At 48.0% G+C, this 13,814-nt stretch carries 12 protein-coding genes; all 12 read left to right on the top strand.

What is annotated here, in order from left to right:
* Positions 1-1,365 (top strand): spore germination protein (locus BBG47_RS08920; protein WP_065291451.1); only part of this gene is annotated, 1,365 nt, incomplete at its 5' end.
* Between the two features lie 33 nt (positions 1,366-1,398).
* A complete protein-coding gene (locus BBG47_RS08925) occupies positions 1,399-2,604 on the top strand; it encodes a Ger(x)C family spore germination protein (RefSeq protein ID WP_065291452.1) in 1,206 nt (401 codons plus the stop codon).
* Between the two features lie 5 nt (positions 2,605-2,609).
* A complete protein-coding gene (locus BBG47_RS08930) occupies positions 2,610-2,828 on the top strand; it encodes a hypothetical protein (RefSeq protein WP_065291453.1) in 219 nt (72 codons plus the stop codon).
* Positions 2,829-2,883: 55 nt separating this feature from the next.
* A complete protein-coding gene (locus BBG47_RS08935) occupies positions 2,884-4,149 on the top strand; it encodes a GerAB/ArcD/ProY family transporter (protein WP_065291454.1) in 1,266 nt (421 codons plus the stop codon).
* Positions 4,150-4,223: 74 nt separating this feature from the next.
* Positions 4,224-5,675, top strand: a complete 1,452-nt coding sequence (cls, locus tag BBG47_RS08940; RefSeq protein WP_065291455.1) for a cardiolipin synthase — start codon at positions 4,224-4,226, stop codon at positions 5,673-5,675.
* 78 nt (positions 5,676-5,753) lie between these two features.
* Positions 5,754-6,167 carry a BlaI/MecI/CopY family transcriptional regulator gene (locus BBG47_RS08945; protein WP_021257316.1) on the top strand — a complete coding sequence of 138 codons (414 nt, stop codon included), beginning with the start codon at positions 5,754-5,756 and terminating at the stop codon, positions 6,165-6,167.
* Between the two features lie 3 nt (positions 6,168-6,170).
* Positions 6,171-7,019: a M56 family metallopeptidase gene (locus BBG47_RS08950; protein WP_065291456.1), complete on the top strand. Its 849-nt coding sequence runs from the start codon at positions 6,171-6,173 to the stop codon at positions 7,017-7,019.
* A gap of 98 nt (positions 7,020-7,117) precedes the next feature.
* Positions 7,118-7,516, top strand: a complete 399-nt coding sequence (locus tag BBG47_RS08955; protein ID WP_021257314.1) for a DoxX family protein — start codon at positions 7,118-7,120, stop codon at positions 7,514-7,516.
* Between the two features lie 129 nt (positions 7,517-7,645).
* On the top strand, positions 7,646-8,746 hold the full coding sequence (locus BBG47_RS08960; RefSeq protein ID WP_065291457.1) for an AI-2E family transporter: 1,101 nt from the start codon (positions 7,646-7,648) through the stop codon (positions 8,744-8,746).
* Positions 8,747-9,016: 270 nt separating this feature from the next.
* Positions 9,017-9,670: a hypothetical protein gene (locus BBG47_RS08965; protein ID WP_065291458.1), complete on the top strand. Its 654-nt coding sequence runs from the start codon at positions 9,017-9,019 to the stop codon at positions 9,668-9,670.
* A gap of 93 nt (positions 9,671-9,763) precedes the next feature.
* Positions 9,764-10,339, top strand: coding sequence for a putative ABC transporter permease (locus BBG47_RS08970; RefSeq protein ID WP_065291459.1), 576 nt, complete (start codon positions 9,764-9,766; stop codon positions 10,337-10,339).
* 327 nt (positions 10,340-10,666) lie between these two features.
* On the top strand, positions 10,667-13,741 hold the full coding sequence (gene ebgA, locus BBG47_RS08975) for a beta-galactosidase subunit alpha (protein WP_094183146.1): 3,075 nt from the start codon (positions 10,667-10,669) through the stop codon (positions 13,739-13,741).
* The last annotated feature ends 73 nt before the right edge of the window (positions 13,742-13,814 follow it).

Here is a 13,814-nt window from a genome sequence, read left to right on the forward strand (position 1 = left end):
CAAGGCTCGCAACAGAGCCCGCAACAAGGCTCGCAACAAAGCTCGCAATCAGGCTCACAGCCTGGGACGGGTGGGTCTACAGATATGATTAAGCTATTGCAAGAGCGAGTGCTTGCAGTAGGGGATATTCAGTCTGTAGCCTGCTTCGAGGATGTATTCCAAGAGGTGTTGTCCGGTAATACGGTACTGCTCTTAGATGGCTATACGACGGGGTTGTCAGCCAGCACACAGGGATGGAAGGATCGCGGTGTAGTAGAGGCAACAACAGAACCATCTGTTCGAGGTTCTCGTGAGGCGTTCTCTGAGACACTACGAACGAATACATCACTGGTTCGGAGAAGGATCAAGCATCAGGATTTACGCGTGGAGACGAAGTCGTTCGGTCGTCTCACACAAACGAATGTCGCAATTATGTTCATTCAAGGGATCGCCAATGACAAGGTCGTACAAGAGGTACGAGACCGTATGGCTCGAATCGATATTGACGGCATTCTGGAGAGTGGATACATCGAAGAATTGATTCAGGACAAGACGTTCACGCCCTTCCCAACCGTGTACAATACAGAACGTCCAGATGTCATTGCAGCAGAGCTGCTGGAAGGGAAGATTGCGATTCTCGTAGATGGCACACCGTCCGTACTTGTAGTTCCTGCGTTATTCGTATCCTTCCTCCATGCGGCTGAGGATTACTTTTTCCGTTCGGACATTAGCACTCTTGTTCGTATCCTTCGCTATATTGGTATCTTCATCGCGCTGTTAGGGCCATCACTATATGTCGCAATTACGACATTCCACCAGGAGATGCTTCCAACGCAGCTGCTAATCAGCTTGGCGGCACAGCGGGAAGGGATTCCTTTCCCTGCTGTCATCGAGGCGATTATGATGGAGATTCTATTCGAGCTGCTTCGGGAAGCAGGAATCCGAATGCCAAGAATGATTGGGCCAGCAGTGTCAGTTGTGGGAACGCTCGTCATTGGACAAGCTGCGGTCGATGCGGGTATCGTCTCTGCTGCGATGGTCATCGTTGTGTCGACGACGGCGATTTGCAGCTTCGTATTTCCAGCATACAGCATGTCGAATGCGTTCCGGATGCTTCGTTTTCCACTCATGCTGCTCGCTGCATCTTTTGGGTTGTTCGGGGTCTGCATCGGACTGATCGCCATTGTGCTCCACTTGTGCAGCCTGCGCTCTTTTGGCGTCCCTTATATGAGTCCGCTGGCACCTATCATTATCAAAGATCAGAAAGATACGATCTTTCGGTTGCCGCAGTGGGCAATGCGGACAAGACCAAGCTATATGAGTCCGAACAATAAGAATCGGCAGCAGCCTCCGGCACAAGCTAAGCCCAAGCCGCCAACAAAATAACAACATCATCAAGTAAAAAAGGGGGCGACAGTCATGAAGCGGAGATCCGCTCTCATCAGCTGCCTGCTGCTTCTGCTGCTTGGTCTGCTCGTCTCCGGCTGTTGGAATCGGCGTGAGATGAATGATTTGGCCATAGCGGTAGGGATGGGAATTGATAGAGCAGACAATGGGCAGTATGAGGTATTTGTGCAGGTTGTCGATCCAAGCGAGGTATCGGCACGCAAACCGAGCGGCAACAGGGCTCCTGTAACGCTCTATAGTGCAAAAGGAAATACGGTGTTCCAAGCGATACGACGCATGACCACGATTACACCTCGCAAGGTGTATTTCTCGCATCTGCGAATTTTTGTTTTTGGAGAGGAGATGGCGCGTGAGGGCATCAGCAAGCCGCTTGATTTCCTATCACGTGATCAAGAGCTGCGTACTGATTTTTATCTCGTAGTTGCTAAGGGAACTACGGCAAGAGATATTTTGAATTTCTATACACCGCTCGATAAAATACCTGCTAATAAAATGTATAAGTCGCTAGAGGTGTCGGATAAGACCTGGGCACCGACGGTTGGTGTTCGGCTGGATGATTTGATAACGAATATAACCAGTTACGGGAAGGAAGCAGTGCTGACAGGGATATTGATTCAGGGGGATAGTGAGGCGGGGAAGAAGAAGGAGAACGTGGAGCTGATCGAGACCCAGGCGCTATTAAAGTATTCAGGCATAGCTATCTTCAAGGGAGACAAGCTCGTGGGGTGGATGAATGAGGCGGAGAGCAAGGGATACAGCAACCTGACCGATAATTTGGAGAACACCTACGTTCAAATTCCCTGCAAGTCTGGGGGGAAGGCGGGGGTGGAGGTCATTCATTCCAAGACCAAGGTGAAGGCAAAGGTTACGAATAATCGACCAGAAATCAACGTCTTCATACGAACAGAGGCCAATGTTGCGGATGTTGAATGCGAAATGGATACTAGCCAGCAGTCTACCTTACATCAATTGGAGCAGGCGGCAGAACAAGTGATGATTAGCCATTCGACCAAATCACTGCAGCGAGCGCAGGCAGTAGGTGCAGATATATTTGGATTCGGCGAAGCTGTTCACCGGGCCTATCCAGGCTACTGGAATCAGCATAAGGAGCGGTGGGAGGAATTGTTCAAGGAGCTCCCAGTCAAAATCCAAGTGGATCTGAAAATTGTACGGACAGGGACAATTGGCAACTCATTCTTACGTGACGTGAAGGAGTAGGAGAGATGTGGATCAGTATTGGCTCAATTGTAATCGCGGCGATCACCTTCCTGTCTGAATCCTCTCGTATGAAGCGGCAGCAATTATCCAAGGAACGCTGGGTGCTGCTGATCATGCTGCTCATCGCTGCCGGGTTTGGTATAATCCTCGGGATGAAATTGAGGATACCGAATCCTATGGATTGGATCATGATGATGTTTAAGCCTTTGAGGCGATTTCTGTAGTAAAGAACGACAAGCTAGCTAGTGAGATGCTGCATCAAGGGAGGTGATAGGGCGGATGAAGGATCAATCTATCATAAGTATTCGTCAGCTGACAATCTTGACGGCACTATTTATTATCGGAAGCGCGATCTTGATTATCCCATCGAGCCTAGCGGAAGAAGTCCGGCAGGATGGGTGGCTGTCCGCTCTATTATCCCTAGGGCTCGGCCTGCTCGTCATCCCCCTGTACTCCGCCCTATGCCGAAGATACCCGGGACAATCGATAGCAGGATATTGTGAGTTGATTCTTGGCAAGGTGCTCGGCAAGGCAGCTTCGCTTTGCTTCATTATCGGATTTGCACTTACTACAGCGGCGCTTACCCTGCGGGATATCGGCGACTTCATAACGATGCAGATTATGCCGGAGACACCGGCTGTGGCGACTCATATTGTTTTTATGTTCATCATCATTTTCGGTGCCTATCTTGGAATCGAAGTGTTTGCGCGAGGAGCTGAAATATTTTTCCCGTGGGTGCTGCTTCTATTTATTTGCTTTATTTTGTTTGTAATGCCGCAAGTTGAAGTGAAGCAGCTCCTGCCGGTTCTTGAACGTGGATTTGTGCCGGTCATTCGCGGGGGATTGACCTTCTTCAGCTTCCCTTTCCTCGACATGGCAATCTTGCTGCTGATTCTTCCTTCAGTTAAGAACCAAGGCAAAGTGGCAAATGCTTTGCTGTGGGGATGCATAATTGGCGGGGCGTTCCTGATCATTACAACGTTATTGTCTATATTGACCCTTGGAGCCGATAGTACGGCACGGCATATGTATCCGACCTATGCGCTGGCCAAAAAAATCAGCATCGGTAATTTTTTGGAGCGGATCGAGGCGGTGATGGCGGTCATTTGGTTTTTGACGACCTACTTCCGAATGGCGCTGCTTCTGTATGCGACTGCGGTAGGCCTCGCCCAATCCTTGAAGCTAGCTGAACACCGCTTCCTCATCATTCCGTTAGGGATGATCACGGTCAGCTGGTCGATCTTATTCATCCCGAATTCTCCCTATCTTAGCAAGCTGCTCGATCATTGGGCGACCTATGCGCTTCTGCCCGGGCTTGTCCTGCCCTTGCTCCTGCTGTTAGTTGATATGTACCGATCCAACGCTCAGGCGAAGACACAGCAAGAAGAGAGTGCTCCTCAGAATGAATCATGCAAAGAGCAAGGGACTGCGATAGGAAATGGATCCACCTCCATGGATAAAGGAGGCGGAAGTGAAGTGCCCATGGATGATGATCCAGCTGCTCTTCGGCCAAGCAGTGGACGAACATCTCCTCCTGAACGCTAAGTACATGAATGACTGAGCATGCACCTCTCTCATGGTACAATGGAGTCATCTTAAGGAACAGGAGCGGCTTATCTATGTGGACACATCTATTGGAGCTGGCGGCGATATGGATACCGATTATTAATTTGCTATTTGCGGCAATCGTTATTTTTCTAGAGAGACGCAATGTAGGGGGAACGTGGGCATGGTTAATGCTTCTCTTGCTGCTCCCATTCATCGGATTCCTATTCTATATTTTGTTCGGTCAGAATCTGGCTCGACGGAGGGTCTATCGAATCAAGCCTCGGAATGAACGTCTTGTTCGAGATGAAATTGCAGCTCAAGTGCGGCGAATTCGGGAGGGAACCTTCGAATATCAGGATGATGGCGTGAAGTACTATGAGCCGCTTATTTATATGAACTTGGTAAGCAGCTACTCTCCCTTAACACAGGACAACAAGGTGAATGTCATTGCAGACGGGGACGAGATGATGGATCGGCTAGTTGACCGAATTCAGAATGCTGAAGATCATGTCCATTTGCTGTATTACAAGCTTGCTGGGGATTCGACCGGACGCAGAATCATTGACGCGTTGACGGAGCGCGCTGCGAATGGTGTCGAGGTAAGGCTGCTGTATGACGATATTGGATCGCCTGCCTTGAAGGATAGGGATCTTGCAGCTCTGCGTGAAGCAGGCGGAGAAGTATTCCGCTTCTTCCCATCGCGGATCCCGTATCTTAATTTGCGTGTCAACTATCGCAATCACCGAAAAATCGCGGTTATGGATGGCAAAGTTGGGTTTGTTGGCGGATTTAATATCGGTGATGAGTACGTCGGACTCGATCCGAAGATTGGACATTGGCGTGATACTCATCTTGAGCTGCAAGGAGGGGCTGTTCATCGCCTTCAGGGCCAGTTCTTGCTTGATTGGTCCATCGCGTCTGAACAGTATCTGGCCTTTAATGAAAGATACTTTCCAACACCAGTTCATACAGGGAATACGGCCGTTCAAATTGTATCCAGCGGTCCGGACTCCGATAAGCAGCAAATTCGTAATGCATTGCTTAAGCTCATATTCGAAGCCAAGGATCGCATCTATGTACAGACACCGTATCTTGTGCCGGATGATAGTGTGCTCATCGCGTTAAAGGTTGCCGTACAATCTGGGGTTGATGTACGCATCATGATTCCGAAGAAGGGAGACAGTCAGTTGGTGCAATGGGCATCAAATGCGTATCTTGGTGAATTGCTTCGTGCTGGTGCCAAGTGCTATTGGTATGAGAAGGGCTTCCTGCATGCCAAGACGATGGTTGTAGATGGATGGGCTGCTACGGTTGGTACGGCGAATCTGGATCATCGCAGCTTCAGCCTGAACTTCGAAGTTAATGCCTTCCTCTATGACAAAGCGGTAGCGGGAGAGCTCGACAAGTTGTTCGAGCAGGATATGAAGGAGTCTATCGCGTTAAATTGGAATACGTACCAGAAGCGGTCAATTCGTCACCGATTTGTAGAATCCATCGCACGATTGGTGTCGCCAATTTTATAAATTTCTAATGCCTAATTATGGACATACTTGACATAGGTTTGCGATCACACTACAATTTGTAGTGGGAGGAATTCCACGATGAAAATTCATAACTTCAAATTCCACGAGAGTGGATTGAACCGGTTCTTCGGGCCGCTGGAGGCCAAGGTTATGTCTGTCCTGTGGGAAGGTTCTGAAATGACGATTAAGGACGTGCAGAAGAAGCTTGAGGCAGAGAAGTGCGTCAACTTCAACACCGTCATGACGGTCATGAACCGACTCGTGGATAAGGGAGTCCTGGTCAAGCGCACGGAGGGGCGTTCTTCCTTATTCCGCCCAGTATTGTGTCGGGATGCCTTCCTCGATACACAGTCCAAGGAATTAACGCATGAGCTGATGGATGAATTCGGTCCGCTTGTCGTGAATCACATGCTGGATGCCTTGGAGGATGTAGATGAGGGGCTGCTGGACAAATTGGAACAAAAAATCAAGCAATTGAAAAAGGATAAATAGACAATGTGGAAAAATCGATCTACGTTCATTTTCAGTTCGATGCTTCTAATTGCAGCCGTGTTGTTCTGTCAAATGGTACTATATGCGATGAAGGTGCTTGCCGGATGGGAACTGCACTTCAATCTCGTCGAGGCGTGCTCCACGCTCATGCAGAACTACGGATTGTCCAAGTTCGTGTACGTGCTTGATGCCTATGTGTTCTGTACGCTTATTAGCGTACTGATCCTGTTCATCCGGCAGATGTGGCTGTCTCGCAAAGCATACTGGAAGCTGCATGCGTATCGCAGTCAGGAGCTGACGCTTCAGATGAATAGTCGGTTCTATGAAGGCAAGCAGCGAATGATGATTGTCGAGCATGCTTCCCCGATCGCGTTCACGATGGGGCTATGGTTGCCAATCGTGGTCGTATCGACCGGCTTAATGGAACTGCTTGATGATGATGAGCTGGAAGCAGTTGTCCATCATGAGGCTTTCCATCAGATGCACCGAGATCCATTGCGGATGTTCATTCTGTCTCTTCTCGCTTCGGTCATGTGGTACATGCCAATTATGAGATGGTCGAAGCAGCAGTATAACATCATCCGTGAAGTGCTGGCCGATCATTACGCCATTGGACGTCTCGGAACATCGGCACACTTAGGAAGCGCACTGCTCAAGATGTTGAAGCAAGGCAAGGCGCCGCGCATGCCATTTGCGTATGTCTCATTCGCAGATACATCGATTAATTACCGGATTCGTCAGCTGTTGGAGCCAGATACAGATATTCCAATGAAGCTGCCGTTTACGCGGGCTATTGTGTCACTGCAAGTATTGCTTGCATTATGTTTATTGTTCTTTGCTGCTATGCCTTAATTTTTTTTAGCGTTTTACACTACAATGCGTAGTTTTAATTGAAGATTCATGAATCAACCATACTAACACATATTATGTTAAATAGGAGGCGTTTTATTATGTCAGTAAATCAAGGATTAGGTACATTGTTCATCAGGCTTGCGCTAGGGATTATTTTCTTCATTCACGGCCTAGAGAAGTTCCAAGGGGGTCTCGACAATACAGCAGGCTTCTTCGAAAGTCTGGGTATTCCGGGATTCATGGGATACGTTGTCGCGGCTGTTGAATTGATTGGAGGCCTTCTGCTCATCGTTGGTCTGGGTACAAGATGGATTGGGGCGGCGTTTACCGTCATTATGCTTATGGCTATCTTCACGGTGAAGCTGCAAATGGGCTTCGTAGGCGGCTATGAATTGGATATTGCGCTTGCAGCCATGTCGTTGTACTTAGTAGTAAGCGGAGGGGCGGACTACTCGCTTGACCGCGTATTGTTCCGTCGCAGCAAGGCAGCTCAATAAGACCGAAATAAGAAGCATTTTCTCATCGATGATGTCGATGAGAAAATGCTTTTTTCATATTTATTTCATTTCTTGAGAAAATCGCTATACTAAGTTATACGTGTACGAATTAGCAATCAGGGGGATGCCATGCTTAAGAATCGAAGAACACTGCGCTACTTGGGGCTATTCACCATTGCAGTGATAGTGTACAAGCTCATCGATAATATCGGTTATGTGCTCAAGGGAGTCGTAGCCCTATTGTCTATGCTTACACCGTTTTTTATTGCTTGTTTCATTGCCTACCTTCTTCGCCCACTTGTCAATCTATTGGAGAAGAGGCTGTTGGCCAGGACAAAATCGAAGCGATTTATTAGTATTATAGCCGTGTATACCTTGTTTTTCGGCATTATTGTGCTGCTGATTACGGTCATTACACCGCGGGTTATAGAGAGTGTAAGCACATTGCTGGCTGATATGCCGATTTATATGGAGAGTACGAAAATATGGCTGCAGGCCAATGTCATGAGTAAGGAATGGTTCATTCAATCCGGAATCTCGAGCAGCATTAGCGAGCATTTCAGCTCCGTCTCCAGTCAAATTAGCGACTTCTTGAAGCTGATGCTGAACAATTTGCTGTCCAGCTTGTTTACCTTTACGTCTGCGCTGTTGAATCTCGTTATCGGCTTTATCGTCTCGATCTACTTGCTGAAGGACAAGGAGAAGATCGGGACAGGCGCGAAGCGCACTTTGCACGGCCTGCTTAAGAAGGAACGGGCTGAAGGCGTCATTGATTTCGTAAGAAAAATGGACATGATTTTCTCGCAATATTTTGTAGGGGTCATTTTGGATGCAACGGTCGTAGGCAGCATCGTATTCATTGGACTCCTAATTATTCAAGCGCCATATGCGCTGTTGTCCGCTCTGCTCGTGGCCATAACGAATGTGATCCCGTACTTCGGCCCATTTATGGGGATGTTGTTCGTCGGTATCATTACGTTGTTTGTATCACCAGAACAGACGCTATGGATTACGTTGTTTATTTTCATCGTCCAACAGTTCGACGGTTATTATATCGGTCCGAAAATTGTGGGTAATAAAGTGGGCATAGGTCCCATTTGGATTATCTTTGCGATTATTATTGGAGGCGCTATGTTCGGCATTTTGGGCATGTTCATTGCCGTCCCGGTTGTCGCAGTGCTTAAGACGGCGGTGGATTCATTTATTCAACGTCGTATTGGTGAACAGTAAGAACGAACAGATAATAAGGAACAAAGGTGCCAAAGGAGGGATCGTGTGCTCTCCCTCTGGCACCTTTTTATATGCTAGCGGTAAATCTAGTAAGGGCAGGTCTGGACATGAGCAAGACACATATATGATTGAATACATATTCAAATTATTTTTTATGCAACATTATGCATACTTCCTCCGTCTATGAAGACAAACCGAATAATCGTAAGGCATCAAGAAGCAGGTACATAGGTGTGCCACAACAACATGAGATTAGAGGAGGAATTTACAATGAAAAAATGGAACAAAGGCTTGGCAATTGCATCGATTATGGCGGTACTTAGCGTCCCCTTCGCTGGAGAAGTAGCTGCTGAAGCCATTCAAGGTCATGTCGTATCATCTCACCCTGTAGAGGAGGGCTCGACATTGCCAGAAGAGCATGTGACATCACAAGGAATTATTGAGTCGGGGAACGGAAGTAAATTTGTTCTCCGTGGTCAACAATATTTGCATATTAATGTACAAGACAACACGGTTATCGTAAATGAAAAGGGTCAGCCGCTCAGCAAGGATGCCCTGAAAGAAGGCGCAGTTGTAGAGGTTCAATATGGACCAATTATGTTGATGACATTCCCGGGTACGGTTGGTGCCGAAAAAATCGTTGTTAAAGGTGAAACGGTGGTTAAGGAAGGCAAAGTGCTGACAGTAACAAAAACAGATGGCGATGTGAACGCGCGAGTTCATGTCGATGTAGATAATGATGGCAATATCAATAATGACGTCATTTTGAATATCTCGAAGGAAACATACATTATGGACAAGCAAGGTGTTGCTGTGAAGGTGGAGGATTTGAAGGAAGGACAGAAAGTGAAGGCATTCCACTCTCTGGCGATGACTTTCTCCCTTCCGGGACAGTCGCACGCTAGCCTCATTATTGTTGAATAATCGGGGAAACAGGGAATAAGTGGTGCGGAATACATCCATACTACGGGTAGCTTGAGATATGCCGCTGATGCAGGCATAAGGAGGTTATGCGTTATGGTGGCACATGTGCCAATTCCGTTGCAAGTTACAGGAGCGGCAGCCAATGATGCATTGGCTGCCGTTTTTTATTTTATGGTCTACTCGTTCGGAGGGTGGCTGCTTGAGAACATATACAGTAAGTTAATAACGGGCCGTTTCTGGAAGGAGGGATTCCTGCAAGGGCCATTCAAACCTATGTATGGAGTTGCTCCTCTTCTCTTGCTTCCTTATGTCGAAAAAGGGGGCAATTGGATCCTCATTCTGCTGCTGAGCTTCGTCATTCCGACGGCTGTTGAATATGTGAGCGGCTTAATGCTGGAGAAGGTATTTTATCGCAAATGGTGGGACTATTCTTCATATCGGATACAACTTCAAGGTCATGTTTGTCTATCCTTTTCACTATGCTGGATGTTTTTATCGCTAGCGGTTGTGTACGGACTGCATCCCTTGCTAGAGGCTGGCTACGTGCAAATTTCAGCAATCTGGAATATGGCATGCCCGATGTTCGTCATTTATTTCTGGGTGGACATGGCGTGGTCCGTATGGTCGCGAAGACGTGAAGGAAAGTCGATGGCAGACAGTCGAAGTTGAGTAAAATTTAGGTAAAATAATAGTAAAATCAAGGTTGCGAGAGCGGAGACAAAACGTCTTCGCTCTTCTTTTTGTTGATATTACCCATTTTACAGGGAAAACATGTATTTACTAAAAGTTTTACTAACATCATGTAATGGTTAGTAAAAAATTAAATGATCAGTAAAATATTTTACTAAAACGATTGAGAATTTTACTAAGGTCAGGTAAAATTTTATTAGGAAGTGAAGATGTGATTCATCCTACATCTCAGACAGAACTAATGGTTAGACGGATGGAAATGGATGTCGTTCGTGTGAGGAATCCCCGTGGGCAGGAGGCCGTACTATGCGTGTGATGAAGCAGTGGGAAAATGTGAGCGTTACAAATTGTAACCGTATGAAGGGTAGAGCGTACTTTCGCTCCTATCCGAATCGACAACTAGCCTTGCTGAACGAGCCGAAGTATGCGCATCAATGGAAGAGTTTGAATGGAACATGGAAGTTCGCATATTTGGAAGCGCCTGAGTATTCGCCGCCGGGATTCGAGCGGCCATCATTTGATTGCTCGAACTGGGACGACATTACGGTACCGAGCAACTGGCAGCTTGAGGGTTATGGAAATATGCATTACTCGGATCTATGGTACAACTTCCCGATTAATCCGCCTTATGTGCCGACAGACAACCCGACAGGAATATATAAGCGCAGCTTTGCGATTAGCCCGCAATGGCTGGGCAATCAGCAGGTAATTTTACGATTCCATGGCGTTGATTCCGCATTCCATGTATGGGTGAACGGGCAAGAAGTCGGTTACAGCAAGGGTGCAAGACTCCTGAGTGAATTTGATATTACAAGCTATGTAGAAGCAGGGCAGAATGAAGTGTGTGTCCGCGTGTATCAATGGTCGGATGGAACGTACATTGAAGATCAGGACATGTGGTGGCTGAGCGGTATATTCCGTGATGTCGAATTGTATGCCCAGCCGCTTGTGGGGATTGAAGACTTTACAGTGGTTACAGAGCTGGATTCTGCTTATACGAATGCGATCCTGCGCCTGAGCGCAGATATTCGTGGTGCGAAGCAGGGACACACGCTGTCTTACGAGCTGCTTGATGCAGCTGGACAACAGGTAGCCTGCGGCGATATGCCTGCGGGCGAACGCGTCGCGACTGCTGTCCCAATTGCAGCTCCGAAATTATGGAGTGCGGAGAAGCCGTATCTATATACCCTTCTCTTCACCTTAACAGACGGGGATGAGGTCATTGAGGTCATTCCACAGCAGGTAGGCTTCCGTACCGTTGAATTGAAGGGGGACACATTCACCGTCAATGGGGTTGCCATTAAGCTGAAGGGTGTTAACCGTCATGATGCGCATCCGATTACAGGGCGTGTCGTATCGCGCGATGATATCGAGAAGGATATCCGCCTCATGAAGCAGTACAATATTAATGCGATCCGTACGGCGCATTATCCGAATTCGCCTTGCTTATATGAGCTGTGCAATGTGTATGGCATGTATGTGATCGATGAGACGGATCTGGAGTGCCACGGCTTCGAGCTGACAGACAACTATAATTGGATTACGGATGATCCGGCATGGGAGAAAGCATACGTCGATCGTATTGAGCGCATGATTGAGCGGGATAAGAATCATCCTTGTATTATTATGTGGTCGCTCGGCAACGAATCAGGCTATGGCCGAAACTTCAGAGCGATGGGTCTCCGTGCGAAGGAAATGGATCCGACACGCCTTGTTCACTATGAAGGGGACAGAGATACGGATATTGCGGACGTGTACTCGACGATGTATACGTGGCTGGATCATCCGGAGCGGAAGACGATGCAGTATATTATTGAGAACTCTACAAAGCCGCATATTTTGTGCGAATACGCCCATGCGATGGGCAATGGCCCAGGCAACATGCAGGAGTATCAAGATCTATTCTACGCACATGATAAGCTGCAAGGCGGATTCGTCTGGGAATGGTGTGATCACGGCATCCAGAAGATTGATGAGCAGGGCCGTGTCTATTACCGTTATGGCGGAGACTTCGGTGACGATCCGACGAATGGAGCCTTCTGTATTGACGGACTTGTCATGCCTGATCGTACCCCTTCACCGGGATTGCTGGAATATAAGAAGGTCATTGAGCCTGTTCATACGCATGAGGTTGATTTGCAGCGCGGCTTGATCCGTGTCAGCAACAAGTACGATTTTGCATCGCTAGATCAATTGGCACTTCGCTACTCGATTGTAAAGGATGACTGCATTTTGCAGACAGGCGAAGCGGACATTACTGGCATCGCTGCGCGCACAAGCAAGGAAGTGGAGCTGGGGTACTCGCTCGATTTCACACCTGAACCGGGAACGGATTATTACGTGAATCTTTCTTATACGTTGAAGAGTGATTGTGCCTGGGCACAAGCAGGACATGAATTGGCGACGGCGCAATTCCTCCTCCCGATTGCTGGTGAGATGCTGTACATCGAGCCAAGCGGCACGCTTACGATGGAAGAGGGACACTGTGAGCTCATCGTCCGCGGGGAAGAATTCAGCATTCGATTCGATACAGTCAAGGGCCGCATGACCTCATGGACACATCATGGCACTATGGTTGTGGAAGAGGGTCCGAAGCTGCAGTTCTGGCGCGCGCCGATCGATAATGATATGTATATCGTGGACGATTACCGGAATAAGACATTTATGCATTTGATGCATGAAATTGTAGAAGGAGTCACCTATGCACAGGAAGGCGATGTTGTCCGTGTGACGGTGTCTGTCTTGAATGGGACGACGAACGCCGCTTGGCATTACCGTTCCCGCTATGATTATTGTATCTACCCGAATGGCGATGTGCTGCTCGATGTGAGCGGCGAGCCGGGTGGCGTGAAGGAACAGGCGCCGGAGATGATTCCGCGCATTGGCGTGGAGCTTCGTGTGCGTGCTGCTTGTGAGAATGGAAAATGGTATGGCAGAGGTCCTGGAGAGTCGTATGTAGATTCGAAGCAGGCAAATCAGTTTGGCGTCTACGAGCGAACGGTGGATGAAATGTTCACGAATTACGTGCACCCACAGGAAAATGGCAATCATACGGATTGCCGCTGGGTTCGCTTGGCGGATCGTTATGGGGTAGGGATCATGGCAGTTGCGTATCCGAAGATGGACTTCAGTGCTTCTTATTATGAAGTTAAGGATTTGGATGCTGCCAAGCATACGGTTGATTTGCAGAAGCGGGATTACATTGTGCTGCATCTCGATGCGAAGCAGAACGGCCTAGGATCGAATTCCTGCGGACAGCGCCAGCTGAGTCAGTATCGCAGTGGATTTGAGCCGTTCGAGTTGAATCTGAAGCTGTCTGTATATTCGAATAAGGAAATCTCAGATGTGATGAAGGCGAAGGAAACGCTGCGCCGCAACTAGCAATCGCGAGGCTTTCCTCTATGCTTTTGGGCAAGAATACAGTACAATCGTAAGGAAATGAAAGAATGACGGA

This window comes from Paenibacillus sp. KS1 (genome assembly GCF_001680695.1).
GTDB lineage: Bacteria > Bacillota > Bacilli > Paenibacillales > Paenibacillaceae > Paenibacillus_B > Paenibacillus_B suaedae.

Bases quoted from the DNA above. Each gene is read 5' to 3' on its own strand.
- BBG47_RS08925 (WP_065291452.1), top strand. From the start codon at position 1,399: ATGAAGCGGAGATCCGCTCTCATCAGCTGCCTGCTGCTTCTGCTGCTT.
- BBG47_RS08930 (WP_065291453.1), top strand. From the start codon at position 2,610: ATGTGGATCAGTATTGGCTCAATTGTAATCGCGGCGATCACCTTCCTG.
- BBG47_RS08935 (WP_065291454.1), top strand. From the start codon at position 2,884: ATGAAGGATCAATCTATCATAAGTATTCGTCAGCTGACAATCTTGACG.
- cls (WP_065291455.1), top strand. From the start codon at position 4,224: ATGTGGACACATCTATTGGAGCTGGCGGCGATATGGATACCGATTATT.
- BBG47_RS08945 (WP_021257316.1), top strand. From the start codon at position 5,754: ATGAAAATTCATAACTTCAAATTCCACGAGAGTGGATTGAACCGGTTC.
- BBG47_RS08950 (WP_065291456.1), top strand. From the start codon at position 6,171: ATGTGGAAAAATCGATCTACGTTCATTTTCAGTTCGATGCTTCTAATT.
- BBG47_RS08955 (WP_021257314.1), top strand. From the start codon at position 7,118: ATGTCAGTAAATCAAGGATTAGGTACATTGTTCATCAGGCTTGCGCTA.
- BBG47_RS08960 (WP_065291457.1), top strand. From the start codon at position 7,646: ATGCTTAAGAATCGAAGAACACTGCGCTACTTGGGGCTATTCACCATT.
- BBG47_RS08965 (WP_065291458.1), top strand. From the start codon at position 9,017: ATGAAAAAATGGAACAAAGGCTTGGCAATTGCATCGATTATGGCGGTA.
- BBG47_RS08970 (WP_065291459.1), top strand. From the start codon at position 9,764: ATGGTGGCACATGTGCCAATTCCGTTGCAAGTTACAGGAGCGGCAGCC.
- ebgA (WP_094183146.1), top strand. From the start codon at position 10,667: ATGCGTGTGATGAAGCAGTGGGAAAATGTGAGCGTTACAAATTGTAAC.